The organism is Rhodococcus erythropolis R138 (assembly GCF_000696675.2).
GTDB lineage: Bacteria > Actinomycetota > Actinomycetes > Mycobacteriales > Mycobacteriaceae > Rhodococcus_F > Rhodococcus_F erythropolis.
Genome location: NZ_CP007255.1, coordinates 6,219,027 through 6,236,862 on the forward strand (window position 1 = coordinate 6,219,027; position 17,836 = coordinate 6,236,862).

The 17,836-nt window shown below is 62.3% G+C and carries 13 protein-coding genes and 6 pseudogenes; 12 read left to right on the top strand and 7 right to left on the bottom strand.

The features are described from left to right. Nucleotides 1-115: 115 nt before the first annotated feature. The 3 genes and pseudogenes from H351_RS28550 to H351_RS28560 all read left to right on the top strand — a co-directional run bounded on the left by H351_RS28550 (nt 116) and on the right by H351_RS28560 (nt 1,844). The gene (locus tag H351_RS28550; RefSeq protein ID WP_019746772.1) at nt 116-934 is read left to right on the top strand and encodes a polysaccharide deacetylase family protein; all 819 of its coding nucleotides are present in this window, start codon (nt 116-118) and stop codon (nt 932-934) included. Nucleotides 935-1,064: 130 nt separating this feature from the next. Then, nucleotides 1,065-1,346 (top strand): annotated as a pseudogene (locus H351_RS31620) (amino acid transporter); the annotation flags it as partial. Between the two features lie 291 nt (nt 1,347-1,637). Continuing rightward, a complete protein-coding gene (locus H351_RS28560; protein WP_029254398.1) occupies nt 1,638-1,844 on the top strand; it encodes a hypothetical protein in 207 nt (68 codons plus the stop codon). Nucleotides 1,845-2,092: 248 nt separating this feature from the next. Here the strand turns inward: H351_RS28560 and H351_RS28565 are convergent. Continuing rightward, a pseudogene (locus H351_RS28565) lies at nt 2,093-3,096 on the bottom strand (NYN domain-containing protein). Nucleotides 3,097-3,615: 519 nt separating this feature from the next. Here H351_RS28565 and H351_RS28570 point away from each other — a divergent pair. From H351_RS28570 to trpS, 3 genes and pseudogenes are all read left to right on the top strand, one after another. After that, nucleotides 3,616-4,065, top strand: coding sequence for a hypothetical protein (locus H351_RS28570; protein WP_029254397.1), 450 nt, complete (start codon nt 3,616-3,618; stop codon nt 4,063-4,065). A 10-nt stretch (nt 4,066-4,075) separates the two neighbouring features. After that, nucleotides 4,076-4,198, top strand: coding sequence for a hypothetical protein (locus tag H351_RS32825; RefSeq protein WP_003941095.1), 123 nt, complete (start codon nt 4,076-4,078; stop codon nt 4,196-4,198). Between the two features lie 813 nt (nt 4,199-5,011). After that, nucleotides 5,012-6,052: pseudogene (trpS, locus tag H351_RS28580) on the top strand (tryptophan--tRNA ligase). A 114-nt stretch (nt 6,053-6,166) separates the two neighbouring features. Here the strand turns inward: trpS and H351_RS28585 are convergent. Further along, nucleotides 6,167-7,410, bottom strand: a pseudogene (locus H351_RS28585) (IS256 family transposase). 327 nt (nt 7,411-7,737) lie between these two features. Between H351_RS28585 and H351_RS32645 the strand changes: the two are divergent. Both H351_RS32645 and H351_RS28595 read left to right on the top strand, forming a co-directional pair. Continuing rightward, on the top strand, nt 7,738-7,863 hold the full coding sequence (locus H351_RS32645; protein WP_244891507.1) for a recombinase family protein: 126 nt from the start codon (nt 7,738-7,740) through the stop codon (nt 7,861-7,863). 488 nt (nt 7,864-8,351) lie between these two features. After that, nucleotides 8,352-8,873 (top strand): 2-oxo-4-hydroxy-4-carboxy-5-ureidoimidazoline decarboxylase, encoded by a 522-nt coding sequence (locus H351_RS28595; protein WP_029254395.1) that lies wholly within the window; start codon nt 8,352-8,354, stop codon nt 8,871-8,873. Between the two features lie 56 nt (nt 8,874-8,929). On the opposite strand, the gene H351_RS28600 is transcribed toward H351_RS28595, so the two are convergent. The 4 genes and pseudogenes from H351_RS28600 to H351_RS28615 form a co-directional block, all read right to left on the bottom strand. After that, the gene (locus H351_RS28600) at nt 8,930-9,385 is read right to left on the bottom strand and encodes a tellurite resistance TerB family protein (RefSeq protein WP_003941110.1); all 456 of its coding nucleotides are present in this window, start codon (nt 9,383-9,385) and stop codon (nt 8,930-8,932) included. An 84-nt stretch (nt 9,386-9,469) separates the two neighbouring features. Further along, nucleotides 9,470-11,026 carry a TerD family protein gene (locus tag H351_RS28605; RefSeq protein ID WP_051636446.1) on the bottom strand — a complete coding sequence of 519 codons (1,557 nt, stop codon included), beginning with the start codon at nt 11,024-11,026 and terminating at the stop codon, nt 9,470-9,472. Between the two features lie 40 nt (nt 11,027-11,066). After that, complete coding sequence (locus H351_RS28610; protein WP_029254393.1) at nt 11,067-11,960, bottom strand: SGNH/GDSL hydrolase family protein; 894 nt, start codon at nt 11,958-11,960, stop codon at nt 11,067-11,069. Between the two features lie 158 nt (nt 11,961-12,118). Further along, a pseudogene (locus H351_RS28615) lies at nt 12,119-13,153 on the bottom strand (TerD family protein); the annotation flags it as partial. A 1-nt stretch (nt 13,154) separates the two neighbouring features. Here H351_RS28615 and H351_RS32650 point away from each other — a divergent pair. The 4 genes and pseudogenes from H351_RS32650 to H351_RS28635 all read left to right on the top strand — a co-directional run. Further along, a pseudogene (locus H351_RS32650) lies at nt 13,155-14,372 on the top strand (TerD family protein); the annotation flags it as partial. A 158-nt stretch (nt 14,373-14,530) separates the two neighbouring features. Beyond that, nucleotides 14,531-15,424, top strand: coding sequence for an SGNH/GDSL hydrolase family protein (locus tag H351_RS28625; protein WP_029254393.1), 894 nt, complete (start codon nt 14,531-14,533; stop codon nt 15,422-15,424). Nucleotides 15,425-15,464: 40 nt separating this feature from the next. Continuing rightward, the gene (locus H351_RS28630) at nt 15,465-17,021 is read left to right on the top strand and encodes a TerD family protein (protein WP_051636446.1); all 1,557 of its coding nucleotides are present in this window, start codon (nt 15,465-15,467) and stop codon (nt 17,019-17,021) included. Nucleotides 17,022-17,105: 84 nt separating this feature from the next. Next, nucleotides 17,106-17,561 (top strand): tellurite resistance TerB family protein, encoded by a 456-nt coding sequence (locus tag H351_RS28635; protein ID WP_003941110.1) that lies wholly within the window; start codon nt 17,106-17,108, stop codon nt 17,559-17,561. Nucleotides 17,562-17,617: 56 nt separating this feature from the next. Here the strand turns inward: H351_RS28635 and H351_RS00005 are convergent, their stop codons facing one another. Continuing rightward, nucleotides 17,618-17,836, bottom strand: coding sequence for a 2-oxo-4-hydroxy-4-carboxy-5-ureidoimidazoline decarboxylase (locus tag H351_RS00005; RefSeq protein WP_276328050.1), 219 nt, complete (start codon nt 17,834-17,836; stop codon nt 17,618-17,620).

The following is a 17,836-nucleotide window of genomic DNA, read 5'->3' on the forward strand; positions in this document are numbered from 1 at the left end:
ACGCTATCCACCGTTCCTGAGTAGAACCTGTCGATACCGGACACGGCTGGTCATTCGCTGAAAGAACGCTGAGAATGAAGTCCGAATTGGGCGAATCTGCTCTAGGCTCCGCCCTGTGGACCGCCGACGCTTCCTCAGTGCCCTCGCAGCAGCAACTCTGACCGGAACCGCCGCGGTGACCATGGGAACCGCTTGTTCGTCACGTTCGGTCGGGACGGCGGTCGCCGCAGCCGACGAGCCAGCAGACCCTGCCGCTGTTCCGAATCTCCCGCCTGCCTTGCTGCCGCCTCCACCGCCGTCTGCCCGGGTGCCGCTGCCCGCCGGCGGATCGTTGACCGCCCTGCCCGGCGGCGGGGATCTGTTTGCCCTGACGGTTGACGACGGAGCCAGCTCCGAAGTCGTGCGCCTCTACACACAGTTCGCAAAAGACACCGGCATCCGTTTGACGTACTTCGTCAACGGGCAATACAACTCGTGGACCGAAAACGCCGGACTTCTCAGACCTCTTGTCGAGAGCGGACAAATTCAGCTCGGCAATCACACCTACTCGCACCCGGATCTGACGTCAGTGTCGAAGCAGCAGATCGCCGACGAGCTGACGAAGAACGGCACGTTCCTGCGCAACACCTACGGGGTGGACGCGGCGCCGTACTTTCGGCCGCCGTATGGAAGGCACAACGCGACAGTCGATTCCGTGGCCGCGAGCGTCGGCTACACCGTGCCCACCCTCTGGTACGGGTCGCTGTCGGATTCTTCGTTGATCACCGAGGAGTACATCCTGCAGATGGCGAACCAGTACTTCAATCCGGGGGCCATAGTGATCGGACACCTCAACTATCTGCCCGTGACCCACGTGTATCCGCAACTGGTGGACATCATCCGAAGCCGGAACCTGCGGACCGTCACGCTCAACGATGTCTATTTGAAGCCGTGACGCCGTGGTGACCTCAGCCGACAACGAGGTTCCGGCCGACAACAGGGCTCCGTCTGTGAAACAACGCACCGAGGCCTGGCTGCTCGCGGACATCACCGAGGAACCCGCCGGACATCTGGGGCCACACCGGATGGCGCCGAAGAAGGAGAAGCGCCACCCGTGGTGGAAGGTGATGTGCCTGACGGGTGTCGATTACTTCTCCACTCTCGGTTACCAACCCGGTATCGCGGCGTTGGCGGCCGGCACGTTGGCTCCCATCGCGACAGTCGTGTTGATTCTACTGACGCTGTTCGGTGCGCTCCCGGTCTACCGGCGAGTGGCTCGCGAGAGTCCGCATGGCGAGGGTTCGATCGCGATGCTCGAGAAGCTGCTGCCCAAGTGGCGCGGCAAGATCTTCGTTCTCGTGCTTCTGCGCGAACCGGAGGTGCCCCCCCCCCCCCCCCCCCCCGGTTGGGGGAAATCGCGGCCGAATCGTCGGCAAATCTCACTAGGGTTAGGTGCGTGTCCTGATGGCCGACGTCCTAACGCTTCCGGCGATCCGGAACGGGAACGATTCGAACGGTTCATCGTGCGCGGACCTGGCGAGCGGGATTGCCATTTTTGGACCGGCAGCATTTCCGATGACGGGTACGGAAGAAACTGAGCGGAATTACATCGGGTATACATTCGACCGATACCGACTTGGTGCACGAGGAGCAAACAGATGCCGGAGCCGTTCGCGATCGAGGTGGACTCCTTCTACAACACGATCGTCCTGCGATCACCGGATGACTACGAACCGCTCGCGCCAGAATGGTTTCCCACCGAACCCCAGTTGGTGAACAGCGGAGCAGGCCGGTTCGTCATCCACACCGGTGGACGCGGACTCGTACGCGTGACAGTCTCCGCAACCGACACGCCCGCAGCCTAGTTCGGCTCCACGTCAACCCGGGTAAGGCTCGTCGAGAGCGCGGAGGCGACGAGGCCGTCAAGCAAGCTGAGCGGAGGTTGCATCAAATGCAACATTGATGCATCTGTTTCGGCGCCGATTGCCGTTATGTCCGGTGGTCAGTGGTGTCCGGGGAGGTCGACTGGCGGATGTGCAGTATTCGAAACGTGCTACATTCCCAGCCTCTTCATCGCCGCCCGATTCAACCGACGGACCGTGAGATTGGCCTATCATATTCCCATCACGGCTGAGGGCTCGTCATACTTCATCCAGAAACGCGCCCGCAATCGATATCGGATCCTCTCGTCCAGGTCGCACTTCTGGATGACCTCGCAAGCATCAAGCAGAAGTGCACGGTCGATGTCTGGTGGAATCGATGGCCTCGCACGCCGAAGTTCGAGTTGGTCGTCACCGGTAGCGCTCTCGTGAAACGCTGCGAGAACGCGTGAGACAACGTCATCGATCAGTTGACCTTGCTCGTCATTGTCGCCCCAGTACCCGGGTGGGCTGTGATCGGAGGACCACGTCGAGACGCTATAGGCCAGAACACTTTTCGGTCGTGGATCCGACGGGACGTGCGGGACCTTCGCGAGGTCCAGCGGGGTTCGGGCAGTTGGCCGCGCCGCCGCCGCGACGGCGGGGGTTGACGTGGACGACTGGAGCGGGGCTATCGGCGCCGGCACGGGTTGGCGATCGACTTCGACCACTGCTGCATCGACCGCCGCGCCGTCGATGTTGTCGAGTTCATCGACAGCCGGATTAGGTGCCGACTAACACCATGCGCTTTACCCTCGACAGTCGGTACAGCGAGCAGCAGGACCTGGACTCCATGCACCTGGGCTTCCTCGACTGCTTCGGCGAGATCATCATCGCCGGAGACGAGAAAGAACACGTCGGATGCCCTGTTGCGTGCTTGGGCCACGAGGTCGAGGCCCATTCGAAGGTCGACCCCCTTCTGCTCAGCGTTGACACCGAACCGTCCGAGTCGGAGCTTCACTTTGGGGAGCTCGCCGATGCGTTCCTGCTGTGCATCCGGAATCCCGTTGCGGGCCGAGTCGCACCAATGCACCCGCAGCATCGCAGTCCTGCCTTACTTCCGCAGCTGCCAACAGTGAGCCGATCAGTTTCGAGTAGTCGACATGGATGCCGCCTCGCAGTGAAGTGCCGGTGACACGAGTCGCAGCAGAGGCGAGGAGATACCCGGCATCGATGTAAGAGCGCAGGTCGACCGCATGCGACATTATGGCACGCAGCCAATCACCGCCCCGTCCAATCACAATCAGCCACTAACTGAGGCCAATTCAATACATCAAGAAAGAGTTTCCGCGATTAGCACTAAAGTAGTAGTACTAAAGTTCAGAGCTTCAGTTCTCAACCTACTGAATGGTAGGGAATTTGCAGGAACCGTCACCAGAAACAGATCACTACGTCCACGATTTTTAAATTTCTAGAACGGGTTCCATCCCGCCGAATAATCAGCTATGGTGATTCGCGTCACCCCAAAGATGCAAGGTTCGCGAAAATGCTTTGAGACGCCCGGTTTGATTACGATCAAACATTTAATGGCCACTCGACGTCCATTCGGAATCTCACATCGGGGCTGGCTGGGCTTCATGGCTGCAGATCATCGTCGGCTACTCGCGTTCCGACCTGACTCCTCAGTGCCCAATTTTCGTGGGGTGCAAACCGACTTTTTTGTCAGACCGCACAGCGAGATACAGGTGACCTTGTTAAGAACAGAAAGGTTCGGAACATGAACATCAAGAGGATTTCGTCTGGCGCCCTCGCCCTCGCAGGAGCATCCGCCATCGCTTTCGCTGGGCTCGCATCGGCCGGCCCGGCCGTGCCGGGCGTTCCCACCGCCGACAACCAGGTCTGCGGAATGGCTTCAGATCCCGCAGGAAATGGCGTAGCAGGCGTTGTCATCAACGGCACTGTAGGTGGGGTGGCCATGCCGATCTCGGCCACGACGAATGCGAACGGAAGCTACTGCGTCCAGGGCACATCCACCCTCGCCAATGATGTCATCGGCGGCGCCAAGGTCCAAATCTTCGCTACCGCACCCGCCGGCAAGACGATTACCAGCTCCAACCCCTGGTACTCCACCACGTTCGGAACTAACCAGATCGATACGTGGATCTTCTTGGCCCATCTCGACTCCACGTACAACTCTGCGGTCGGATTCAACTTCACTACATCATAAGGAGGAATAAATGTCAGTAGAGTTCCTGCGTGCACTCAAGGCTCTCGTAACCGGTTTGACCCCAGTTCTCGGCGGTTCACTTGATGGCTTGAACGCGATGTCCATGAATAGCAACTCGGATGGTGGTCTGTGATGGGTTCGGTAGCCGAGGCGACCTCGTCATTGGGTCAAACCGTAGTTCAGATGGTTCCCACTCTGTTCATGTTTTTGATCCAGACCCCATTGGAGCTATCCATGGGATTCAAGGTCTAGAAAAGGAGAGCGCGATGTCGCTTGAAGCAACGTCAGTCGATTTGATGGCACTTGTGCGGAAAACATGGATCGGTTCCATGAACCCGTTACGAATGTTCCTCTTGGCACTCTCCTAAGAAAGGACCTGGATGATGCTAGGAAACTACTGGAATGGTCTCGTGAACCTAGTTCTAGGTTTAACAACGGTCATGGTTGTCGGACTGGACACCGCCTCGAAACAAGGGGCTGGATGGTCTAGTCTGGACTCTGCGAGTAGCAATTGACAGTGATCTAAGCGAGACTGCGTGGGCGTGGCCGGATTCCGGCCACGCTCACGTGCTTTCAAATGGTGCCTGGACCTGCGCTTTTCGAACTCTCGCCGAGTGCTTGGCATCGCACAGTCGCGAGCATCTCGATGCAGTCGCCGCCGAGCTCAACAACCGGCCCCGCAAAATACTCGGTTGGAGTACGCCCGAAAATCGCCTCCGCGGTTTGCTCTATAACTTGTCTCCGTAACCATCGCGACCGAGTTGCACCATCGTTCAACGCCGGATGAACTGCCACCCTGACCAGGTGATCGTGATTCGACAGGCATGGTGGCGGCTGCTCTCGCAGCCCGTCTAACCACGTCGTGGGCTGTATGCAGCCCACGCGCAAGTCGATCCTGGCCGAGCCCGAGGTTTCGTACAGCCCCTGACCATTCAGGAGCCTTACAGTGACGTCCCTCGAAATCACCACTGCACGCAGCGACCGTCTACGCGACGACATCGCCGAAAACCCGAGCCGATACCGAGTCCTGACCGGTGAACGCCCCACCGGCCCAATGCATCTCGGACACTACTTCGGCACCCTCGCAGTAAGGGTTCGCCTGCACCAACGCGACGTCGACACGTTCATCATCCTCGCGGATTACCAGGTCATCGCCGACCGCGACGCCATCGGCGAAGTCCGCGACAACGTGTTCAGCGCAGTGCTGGACTACCTTGCCGCAAGCATAGACCCGCAACTAGCGACGATCTTCACTCACTCCGCGATACCCGCACTTAACCAACTCGTGTTGCCATTCCTGAGCCTGGTCACCGAGGCCGAGTAGCACCGCAATCCGACAGTCAAGGCCGAACACGCCGCATCCGGGCGTGCCCTCAGCGGTCTCCTGCCCATTTACCCGGTCCATCAGACCGCGGACATACTCTTCTGCAAAGGCAACCTCGTTCCAGTCGGGAAAGACAACCTCCCACACGTCGAAATGACCCGTGTCATCGCGCGACGCTTCAACGACCGCTACGGCCAGGTCTTCCCCGAACCTCAAGCGCTGCTTACCTCGAGCCCCGAAGTACCTGAACTCGACGGCAGAAAGATATCCAAGAGCTACGGAAACGCCATCACACTGTCGATGACCGCCGACGACACCGCAGCGGCAATCCGCAAGGCACCGACCGACTCACAACGCCGCATCACCTTCGACCCGATCAACCGCCCCGGGGTATCCGCACTGCTGACCACAGCAGCATTGTGCTCAGGTCGCGACGAGAATGACCTCGCCGACCAGATCGGCGACGCCGGCGCAGGCGCACTCAAAAAGCTCACCACCACGCTCGGGAACGACTTCCTCGCCCCTCACCGGCAACGCAGAAACGACCTCGCCCAAGACCCCCACCATGTCGCCGACGTCCTGCGCATCGGAAACCAGCGCGCGAACGAAATCGCCCAACAGACCCTCGAGGAAGTCCGAACCGCAATGGGCACCATCTACTGATCGACTCCTACCCATAGCGCACTCCAGTAGTTTGGACATTCACCGGGTTGCGACGATCCCTGGAATCCGCCATCGGGAGTGTCTGATCAACGGTGGATCCGACCTCGGTATCGGTTAATTACTGTTGAGGGTGATGCGTGCTTCGAAGGTGATAGCGAACGCGTTCAGCGCTGGCTTCCACCTCATCGCCCATCGCGCCTTACCTTTCCCAGTCGGGTCCAGAGCCCGAGTCGCCAGATACAAGCATTCGAGCGCCGCCTGCTCCGTCGGGAAGTGCCCACGAGCACGCACAGCACGCCGGTAACGAGCGTTGACGGACTCGATCGCATTGGTCGAGCAGATCACCCGCAGGATCTCTTTCGTCGTAATCCAAGAACGGAACGAACTCGGTCCAGGCGTTCTCCCACATCCGCACGATCGCTGGGTATCGCTCACCCCAAATTCCGCAGAATTCGATGAACCGTTCCTTCGCCGCGGACTCCGACGGAGCGGTGTAGACAGGTTTGAGATCACGGGCCATCTTGTCCCAGTACTGCCGTGCCGCGAACCGAAAGGTGTTGCGTATCAAATGAATGATGCAGGTCTGCACCACCGCGAGTTCCCAGACGGTGTTGATCGCATCCGGCAACCCTTTCAGGCCGTCGCACACCACGATGCACACGTCGGCGACCCCGCGGTTCTTGATTTCGGTGAGCACCGACAGCGAAGAACTTGGCGCCTTCGCCTCCGTCCCCGGCCCAAATCCCGAGGATGTCGCGTTCACCGTTCACGGTGACCCCGATCGCGACAAACATCGGCCGGTTGGTGACCTGACCGTCGCGGACTTTGACGTGCACCGCATCGATGAACATCACCGGATACACAAGATCGAGCGGCCGGTTCTGCCATTCGGTCATCTCGCCGACAACCTTGTCGGTGATGCGGGAGATGGTGTCCTTCGAGACCGTCGCACCATAGACGTCCTGAAAGTGCGCGGACACATCGCCGGTCGTCAACCCCTTTGCAGTAAGCGATAATACAATCTCGTCGATCCCCGTCAGGCGTCGTTGCCGCTTCTTGACGATCTGCGGCATGAACGAGGAATCGACATCCCGCGGGACATCGATCTCGACCGGCCCGATCTCGGTGAGCACGGTCTTCGATCGCGTGCCGTTGCGGGAACTGCCGCTACCTCGGCCGGCAGCATCGTGCCGTTCGTAGCCGAGGTGCTCGGTCATCTCCGCGTCTAGCGCGATTTCGAAAACGTTCTTGGTGAGCTGATTGAGCAGCCCGTTCGGGCTCATCAGCTCCACGCCCTGCTCCTTGGCTTGTGCCAAAAGTTGCTCGGCCAGCTGTTTCTGATCCTCCTCGTCCGCCATGGGATCCAGTTTTTCGGTCATGATCGATCCTTCCCACCAAGCTCAGCTCGGCGTGTCGAACCAAGACCGGATCAACCGTTTATCTGACAGTCCCCTCACTAGCGAGTAAGTCGTCAGAGCGATTCTTCGGGTTTGGGTGTGCGTTTTGACCATCGCCATACCGGACAGCACGGAACGGGCTTCTGGGCGTGACTGACGTGGAGAAACTTAGCGAAAAGTTTCCAATTGGGTGTCCCGTCGGCGAACGTGGGTGTGAAGATCGGGTGTCGAGATGCAACACCGCCGGCAGAACACGGGATCCAGGTTGATCTTCTGGTGAAGGCGGGTGTGGATCGCGACCAGGCTTATGTCGATCATCGTGTCAGCGGCGGGCAGGCTCGTCGGCCAGGTTTGGATGATGCGATCAACGCGGCTCGGGCCGGCGACGTCCTTTGTGTGACGATGCCTCATTAACTGTCGCGCTCGGCGAAGGATCTGCATGAGCCGGTAGAACGGATCGCGGAGAAGGTGTATCGCTGTCAATTGACGGTCAGTTGTACGACCCGCGCGATCCGATGGGGAAGATGTTCATCGGCTTGCTGGGGATTGATGACGGAGTTTCGAGTCGGATCTGATTCGTGGCCGCACTCGTGACGCCCTGGCCGCCGCGACAGCTGCTGAGAAGAGAAAGGTGCGTCGGACAAGCTCACCGGCTGGAGAAAAAAGTCAGTCACGATCGGGTCTTTTCTTCCAGAGGCTCCCGGTCTGGAGCCTCACCGGTTGCCGCGGGTCGGGCTCCTTCGATGTGTGGGTCAGCTCGTTACGCCGCGTTAAGAATCTGAAAACTTGGTGAGCAAACCTTCCTTTCCCAGGTGAAGCGGCGGATTATCGAAGTGGCCGCGCATCTGGTTACCGCGCGGCATGTCGAGCGCGCCTGAAGGCACAACGGGCCGGGAGGTCACATGCTGCTACACCAATCGATAGGGTTGGAGCGCTTCAACGAACTACCGCGACAGAAGGCGGTTCACGCACTGTTCGAGTGCTGCTGCTCGCTGACGTGGGCCGGGTGGGTCAGCGAAGGACGTCCGTTTGCCGATCACGCGGAGATCCTCTCGCGAGCCGAGGACGCGATTCTCAACCTCTCGGACGAGGACGTCGAGCGCGCATTGCAGTGCCATCCACCCGTCGGCGTCCGCAAGAACAGCGTGCCGTCCCACCTCGAGCAATGCTCGATCTGGGTTCCGGACGACGCCGTCATGGCAACCATCTATCGCGCCGGCGAGGAGTACGAGCGCAACTTCGGCTTCCGGTATCTGTGGTGTTCGCACGGCCATGACGCCGACGACCTCCTCGAGAACATCAGCCAGCGCATGTCCAACGAACGGTCCGTCGAGCGCAAGGTCTGCATCGACGAGCTCGCCAAGATCACGCGGACGAGGATCGAGCGGATGCTGGGACCCGAAGACGGATATCCCGAGTACTGAAAAGAAAAGCGGGTGCGGCGCTTTCGCGCCGCACCCGCTTTCATGCTCTGAATCGATCAGAGGTCGAACTCGGCCGGAGAGATTCCGACTGCAAAACACATGTCGCGTACGACGCCGCGCTCGTGCTCGTCGAAGTTGCCGTCGGCGCCGCCGATGATGATGCCGATCTGGATGACCGCGCGAGCCTGATCCTGCTTCGACTTGAGCTTCGCGATGGTCGCGGTTGCCTCGACCTTGCCGAACTCGTAGTCCGAGGACAGCTTGCTGCAGTACCAGTCGAACTGCTCACGAAGCTCGTCCGGCGGGAAGACCGCGAGCGACTCGTTGCTCATGATCAACGCGGCGGTCTTCTGACGCTCCGACGGATCGATCGAACCGTCTGCGGCGGCGATCAACGCGCACATTGCCATGCTCGCGTTCTTGAATTCCTTGTTCTGGAACTGGCTGGTCTTTGTCTTGAGCTGGCCGTTCATCTCCTGAGCCTTAGCCTTCAACTGATCCCAGAATGCCATGAGTCTCCTCGAGTATTGCCGCCACACACCGCGCGTGGTCGTACCACCACTCTGCCTGTGCGCTCGGCAATTCGCCATCGGCCGCTAGGTGCGGTCGAACACTGCCAGGATTCGCGACTCGGAGATCGGGTCGAGCACGTCCGGAGTGAAGTGCCATTGCGTGCGGGTCCACGGGTCGTGAACCTCCGTCTGCCCTGCTGCCGAAAGATGTTGACACCCCTCGGACAGCGCGGCGACGGATTCTTCCGCGAAATTCGACTCGTCCTCTCCGACAATCAGTATCGACAAACCGATTGCCGGTCCGCGTTCGGCGAGGAACATGATGGTCTGTGCGTCTTCGGCGGAGTATCCGTGCGGGAAATCGCTCAGGATCAACAGGCGCAGGGAACTCGGGCCATCTGCGACGCCACTCATTCGCGCGAGTTCGCCCATGTCGACGGCCTCGGCCAGTGCCCGCAAGCGCGCCGAGATCTCGGTGTGAGCGGTGATGACCGGGCCCGCGAGCATCGGTGCCAGTCTGTCGGTCAGTGGCGTGAGCGAGCCGGTCAGATCTACGACGTCGAGTAGCGGCATCGGGCCGGCGGCCATGACGCGCACGGTGACGGCACTGATCAGACCGAGCGCTGCTTTGCTCGACGTACTGTCCACCCAGATGGGCCGACGCAACGGGAGCGGCACGCAGTACGGAACGGTGAGCGTGCCGCGGTCCGGAGCCGAAAGCTCGCCCAGACGCATTCCGTCGCTGACGGCCGTGATCTGAGCCGGATCAGTTGTACCCGCCCACGACACCGACTTCCATGACGCCATCGACCGTGGGAGCACGCCGTCGATCACGCCGAGTTCGTGTGCAAGCTGGGCGCTGTCACGGGCGTGGTTGTCCCGCGCGAGTGAGACGAGGTCGTCGTGACGCTTCTGTGCGGCGTCGCGCGCCGCCACTCCCGCTGCCGAGTTCCGCAACGACGGATCTGCGACGGCAGCGGTCAGATCTTCGTCCAACCGAGCAAGCGCGTACTCGCTGCTGGAGACGAAGGAAGCGGCAGATCGTGAGGCGTCCTCGAAGATCATCCACGCGCGCTCGAGACCTCGCCCTACCTCCAACGGCTCCACCGCGGAGTCCCACGCGGGTGCGGCTGTCGGAGCTTGTTGTGCCGGCTCGTCGTCCACCTCGACGCCGTGCACCGAGATCAGTTCCGCCAGACCACCCGCATAGCCCTGCCCGACGGCCCGGATCTTCCAGGCACCGGACTTTCGGTACAGCTCCCAGCAGATGACCGCTGTCTCGGTACCTGCGGTGGGGATCGCGAATTCGGCCAGGACCGAACCGGATTGATCGCTCAGGGTGGCGGAGAGCCCGGCCGTGCGAAAGGCTCCCGCGGCCGTCGCTGCCGGATCCACGCTGACGATGCACAACACTGCTGCGGCATCGGGGTGAAGTCGATCGAGTTCCACCCGGATGCCGCTCTGGTCGAGTTGCACTCCAGCGGTGGACGGTTGGTTGTAGAACACGAAGTCCGCGGACGTCAATGCCCGCAGGTTCGCGTCCGCTACCAGCGCCGACACGTCGAACGGCGTCTGGCTCTCGGCTCGAAACGTCACCACGGGCGCCTGCAGCGGCGCGTTCTGTCCGGGAACAAAAGTCATACCCACAGCAGCGAACTATGCCATGACCGGGCTCTCTCGGTCAGCCTTGCAGGTCCGCCACCACTAGATCGGCCACCGCGGTCATCCCGGCGTCCGTGAAGTGCAAGCGCTGCGCCGTCGACTCCGAGAACAGGCCTTCGAACCAACGCTGATCTGCACTCGCACACGCGTCGTGCCCGCCGGCGATGCTCGCCGCCGCAATGTCGACAGTGCGCACACCGTGGGCGTGGGCGACCTCGTCGAACTTCGTGTTGTAGCGAGCGAAGTAGTCCATGAACCAGGATGCGTCGGCGTCTGAGAACGGGATGTTCGGCCAGCATCCGCGAGAGGAGATCATGCCGCCCTCTCCGATCAGGTAGATGCGAGCGTTAGGCGCGCGCTGCGTGACCGCGGTCAGGATGCGATCCAATTCTCCGGCAGCCCGGTCGATTCCGGACTGGGCGACGGAATTCGCGAGCGGGTCGTACCGGCATCCACGATCAGTTCCCGGTCCCGGAGCGACGCACAGGGGGCCGAGGAAGATGCTGTTGGAGTCGTTGCCGCCGATCGAGATGGTGATCAGGTCGGTGTCCGGGTGAACAGCATCGAGCTGGACGGGCCAGTAGTTCGGAATCAGCTGTGGGGTGTCGATGATGTTCTCGGCGCGTGCCGCGCTGCAAGAGACATCAGCGAACTCGGTCACGTCGAGCGCCCGCGAGATCTTGCCCGCGAAGTTCTCGTACGAACGCGAGCAGGCGTCGGGGTACATCGGTTCCAGCCTTGGACCGGAGGCGCGGGAGTCACCGAGGGCGACGTACTTGATCCCGGTCTCGGAAAAACCTGCCGGCGGTGCCGACTGGGGCACCGAAGCCTGCGCAATTCCGGTGCTCACGAGCGCCAGTACAACGCCTGCAACGGCCGCCGCCCGACCGAGAAGTTTCCCTCGAGTGATCATCTACTGTGCCAAGTCCTCTCGCGCACGGCCGCTCGACTGACGGCTCGACATGCCGCATGAGGTTAACGCACGGAGGGGACAACGATGTCCGGTTCGGCGGACGGCGATCGAAACCACCTACCGCCGAACCGGATTCATCTCGACTATGCAGTCTCGACTCAAGCAGTGAGGAAACGGCCCAGCTGCGGCGCAGCTTCTCCTGCGTGTTTGGCCTGGATACCTTCACCGATGGCCTGCAGCTTCCATTCGCCGTTCGCGCGGTACACCCTTTGCCATCACCATTCCGGTGAAAGCCATGCCGCCCTGGAGCGTGTATCGAGCGAGCTCGGAGTTGGTGGTGCTGTCCACGAGACGGCAGAAAGCGTTGGAGACCTGCTCGAACGTGTGTCCGCGGTACGAGGTCACCGTGAAGATCACGGTGGTCACGTGAGCCGGGACCCGCTGCAGATCGACGAGCATGACCTCGTCGTCGCCGTCTCCGTCGCCGGTGAGGTTGTCACCCATGTGACGGACCGAGCCGTCCCTTGGACGTCAGCTGACCGTAGTAGCAGACGTCGACGAGGTTGCCGTCGGCGTACAGGAGTGCCGAAGCGTCGAGGTCGACGTCGGCGGTACGGCTTCCGAACAGACCGCTCTTCTTGATCGGATCCCAACCCAGACCCATCTGGATCATGGTGAGCGCGACGCCGCCCTCCTTGCGGAGCGTGACCTTCTGGCCCTTGGTCAGGCTGACGGGCGCCCTTGACCAGGCTCACCTCGGGCTGCTGCGCCGGCGGCTGGTTCTGCACGGGAGGCGCCGGGGGTGCCTGGTTGTACGTCGCTGCTGGTTGTACGCAGGCTGCTGCGCCGGCGGGTAGGCCGGCGGCGTCGGTCCCTGGTTGTAGGCGGGCGGCTGGTTGTATGCGGGCGGGGCCGGCGGAACCGGCGCGCGTTGTACGAAGGCTGCTGCTGCGGCGGCTGGTTGTACGCCGGCGGAGTAGGAGCGACGGACGAGGGCGGCGTGATCGGAGCCGGAGCCGCGACCGGAGTGGGCGGCGGCGGCGCGGGCGCATCGTCGACGGACACACCGTGATCGGTGACCAGCGCGGCAAATCCACCCGCGTACCCCTGGCCGACGGCGCGCACCTTGCACCCTGGCGTCGGTACACCTCGAGCGCGATGACGATGGACTCGGTCATGAGACCGTCGAACCGGCGTACAACACGTGCCCAACCGCGTCGCAGACCCGAACGCCGAGTCGCGCTCGCCGAAGTCCCAACCGACATCGAGCAGATACGCGCCAACATCACGATCGACGACGCGGCGGCGAACTCGGGCGAAGCAATGCCACACCGCTCGGGCACCGACGCGGCCGGGAACGTGTTGTACGAGTACGTGATCGACGGTCTCACCACCGAGTCCATCGTCATCGCGCTCGAGGTGTACCGACGCCAGGGTGCGTGGAAGGTGCGCGCCGTCGGCCAGGGGTACGCGGGTGGATTTGCCGCGCTGGTCACCGATCACGGTGTGTCCGTCGACGATGCGCCCGCGCCGCCGCGCCCACTCCGGTCGCGGCTCCGGCTCCGATCACGCCGCCCTCGTCCGTCGCTCCTACTCCGCCGGCGTACAACCAGCCGCCGCAGCAGCAGCCTTCGTACAACGCGCCGCCGGTTCCGCCGGCCCCGCCCGCATACAACCAGCCGCCCGCCTACAACCAGGGACCGACGCCGCCGGCCTACCCGCCGGCGCAGCAGCCTGCGTACAACCAGCAGCCGACGTACAACCAGGCACCCCGGCGCCTCCCGTGCAGAACCAGCCGCCGGCGCAGCAGCCCGAGGTGAGCCTGGTCAAGGGCGCCCCGTCAGCCTGACCAAGGGCCAGAAGGTCACGCTCCGCAAGGAGGGCGGCGTCGCGCTCACCATGATCCAGATGGGTCTGGGTTGGGATCCGATCAAGAAGAGCGGTCTGTTCGGAAGCCGTACCGCCGACGTCGACCTCGACGCTTCGGCACTCCTGTACGCCGACGGCAACCTCGTCGACGTCTGCTACTACGGTCAGCTGACGTCCAAGGACGGCTCGGTCCGTCACATGGGTGACAACCTCACCGGCGACGGAGACGGCGACGACGAGGTCATGCTCGTCGATCTGCAGCGGGTCCCGGCTCACGTGACCACCGTGATCTTCACGGTGACCTCGTACCGCGGACACACGTTCGAGCAGGTCTCCAACGCTTTCTGCCGTCTCGTGGACAGCACCACCAACTCCGAGCTCGCTCGATACACGCTCCAGGGCGGCATGGCTTTCACCGGAATGGTGATGGCAAAGGTGTACCGCGCGAACGGCGAATGGAAGCTGCAGGCCATCGGTGAAGGTATCCAGGCCAAACACGCAGGAGAAGCTGCGCCGCAGCTGGGCCGTTTCCTCACTGCTTGAGTCGAGACTGCATAGTCGAGATGAATCCGGTTCGGCGGTAGGTGGTTTCGATCGCCGTCCGCCGAACCGGACATCGTTGTCCCCTCCGTGCGTTAACCTCATGCGGCATGTCGAGCCGTCAGTCGAGCGGCCGTGCGCGAGAGGACTTGGCACAGTAGATGATCACTCGAGGGAAACTTCTCGGTCGGGCGGCGGCCGTTGCAGGCGTTGTACTGGCGCTCGTGAGCACCGGAATTGCGCAGGCTTCGGTGCCCCAGTCGGCACCGCCGGCAGGTTTTTCCGAGACCGGGATCAAGTACGTCGCCCTCGGTGACTCCCGCGCCTCCGGTCCAAGGCTGGAACCGATGTACCCCGACGCCTGCTCGCGTTCGTACGAGAACTTCGCGGGCAAGATCTCGCGGGCGCTCGACGTGACCGAGTTCGCTGATGTCTCTTGCAGCGCGGCACGCGCCGAGAACATCATCGACACCCCACAGCTGATTCCGAACTACTGGCCCGTCCAGCTCGATGCTGTTCACCCGGACACCGACCTGATCACCATCTCGATCGGCGGCAACGACTCCAACAGCATCTTCCTCGGCCCCCTGTGCGTCGCTCCGGGACCGGGAACTGATCGTGGATGCCGGTACGACCCGCTCGCGAATTCCGTCGCCCAGTCCGGAATCGACCGGGCTGCCGGAGAATTGGATCGCATCCTGACCGCGGTCACGCAGCGCGCGCCTAACGCTCGCATCTACCTGATCGGAGAGGGCGGCATGATCTCCTCTCGCGGATGCTGGCCGAACATCCCGTTCTCAGACGCCGACGCATCCTGGTTCATGGACTACTTCGCTCGCTACAACACGAAGTTCGACGAGGTCGCCCACGCCCACGGTGTGCGCACTGTCGACATTGCGGCGGCGAGCATCGCCGGCGGGCACGACGCGTGTGCGAGTGCAGATCAGCGTTGGTTCGAAGGCCTGTTCTCGGAGTCGACGGCGCAGCGCTTGCACTTCACGGACGCCGGGATGACCGCGGTGGCCGATCTAGTGGTGGCGGACCTGCAAGGCTGACCGAGAGAGCCCGGTCATGGCATAGTTCGCTGCTGTGGGTATGACTTTTGTTCCCGGACAGAACGCGCCGCTGCAGGCGCCCGTGGTGACGTTTCGAGCCGAGAGCCAGACGCCGTTCGACGTGTCGGCGCTGGTAGCGGACGCGAACCTGCGGGCATTGACGTCCGCGGACTTCGTGTTCTACAACCAACCGTCCACCGCTGGAGTGCAACTCGACCAGAGCGGCATCCGGGTGGAACTCGATCGACTTCACCCCGATGCCGCAGCAGTGTTGTGCATCGTCAGCGTGGATCCGGCAGCGACGGCCGCGGGAGCCTTTCGCACGGCCGGGCTCTCCGCCACCCTGAGCGATCAATCCGGTTCGGTCCTGGCCGAATTCGCGATCCCCACCGCAGGTACCGAGACAGCGGTCATCTGCTGGGAGCTGTACCGAAAGTCCGGTGCCTGGAAGATCCGGGCCGTCGGGCAGGGCTATGCGGGTGGTCTGGCGGAACTGATCTCGGTGCACGGCGTCGAGGTGGACGACGAGCCGGCACAACAAGCTCCGACAGCCGCACCCGCGTGGGACTCCGCGGTGGAGCCGTTGGAGGTAGGGCGAGGTCTCGAGCGCGCGTGGATGATCTTCGAGGACGCCTCACGATCTGCCGCTTCCTTCGTCTCCAGCAGCGAGTACGCGCTTGCTCGGTTGGACGAAGATCTGACCGCTGCCGTCGCAGATCCGTCGTTGCGGAACTCGGCAGCGGGAGTGGCGGCGCGCGACGCCGCACAGAAGCGTCACGACGACCTCGTCTCACTCGCGCGGGACAACCACGCCCGTGACAGCGCCCAGCTTGCACACGAACTCGGCGTGATCGACGGCGTGCTCCCACGGTCGATGGCGTCATGGAAGTCGGTGTCGTGGGCGGGTACAACTGATCCGGCTCAGATCACGGCCGTCAGCGACGGAATGCGTCTGGGCGAGCTTTCGGCTCCGGACCGCGGCACGCTCACCGTTCCGTACTGCGTGCCGCTCCCGTTGCGTCGGCCCATCTGGGTGGACAGTACGTCGAGCAAAGCAGCGCTCGGTCTGATCAGTGCCGTCACCGTGCGCGTCATGGCCGCCGGCCCGATGCCGCTACTCGACGTCGTAGATCTGACCGGCTCGCTCACGCCACTGACCGACAGACTGGCACCGATGCTCGCGGGCCCGGTCATCACCGCTCACACCGAGATCTCGGCGCGCTTGCGGGCACTGGCCGAGGCCGTCGACATGGGCGAACTCGCGCGAATGAGTGGCGTCGCAGATGGCCCGAGTTCCCTGCGCCTGTTGATCCTGAGCGATTTCCCGCACGGATACTCCGCCGAAGACGCACAGACCATCATGTTCCTCGCCGAACGCGGACCGGCAATCGGTTTGTCGATACTGATTGTCGGAGAGGACGAGTCGAATTTCGCGGAAGAATCCGTCGCCGCGCTGTCCGAGGGGTGTCAACATCTTTCGGCAGCAGGGCAGACGGAGGTTCACGACCCGTGGACCCGCACGCAATGGCACTTCACTCCGGACGTGCTCGACCCGATCTCCGAGTCGCGAATCCTGGCAGTGTTCGACCGCACCTAGCGGCCGATGGCGAATTGCCGAGCGCACAGGCAGAGTGGTGGTACGACCACGCGCGGTGTGTGGCGGCAATACTCGAGGAGACTCATGGCATTCTGGGATCAGTTGAAGGCTAAGGCTCAGGAGATGAACGGCCAGCTCAAGACAAAGACCAGCCAGTTCCAGAACAAGGAATTCAAGAACGCGAGCATGGCAATGTGCGCGTTGATCGCCGCCGCAGACGGTTCGATCGATCCGTCGGAGCGTCAGAAGACCGCCGCGTTGATCATGAGCAACGAGTCGCTCGCGGTCTTCCCCCCGGACGAGCTTCGTGAGCAGTTCGACTGGTACTGCAGCAAGCTGTCCTCGGACTACGAGTTCGGCAAGGTCGAGGCAACCGCGACCATCGCGAAGCTCAAGTCGAAGCAGGATCAGGCTCGCGCGGTCATCCAGATCGGCATCATCATCGGCGGCGCCGACGGCAACTTCGACGAGCACGAGCGCGGCGTCGTACGCGACATGTGTTTTGCAGTCGGAATCTCTCCGGCCGAGTTCGACCTCTGATCGATTCAGAGCATGAAAGCGGGTGCGGCGCGAAAGCGCCGCACCCGCTTTTCTTTTCAGTACTCGGGATATCCGTCTTCGGGTCCCAGCATCCGCTCGATCCTCGTCCGCGTGATCTTGGCGAGCTCGTCGATGCAGACCTTGCGCTCGACGGACCGTTCGTTGGACATGCGCTGGCTGATGTTCTCGAGGAGGTCGTCGGCGTCATGGCCGTGCGAACACCACAGATACCGGAAGCCGAAGTTGCGCTCGTACTCCTCGCCGGCGCGATAGAT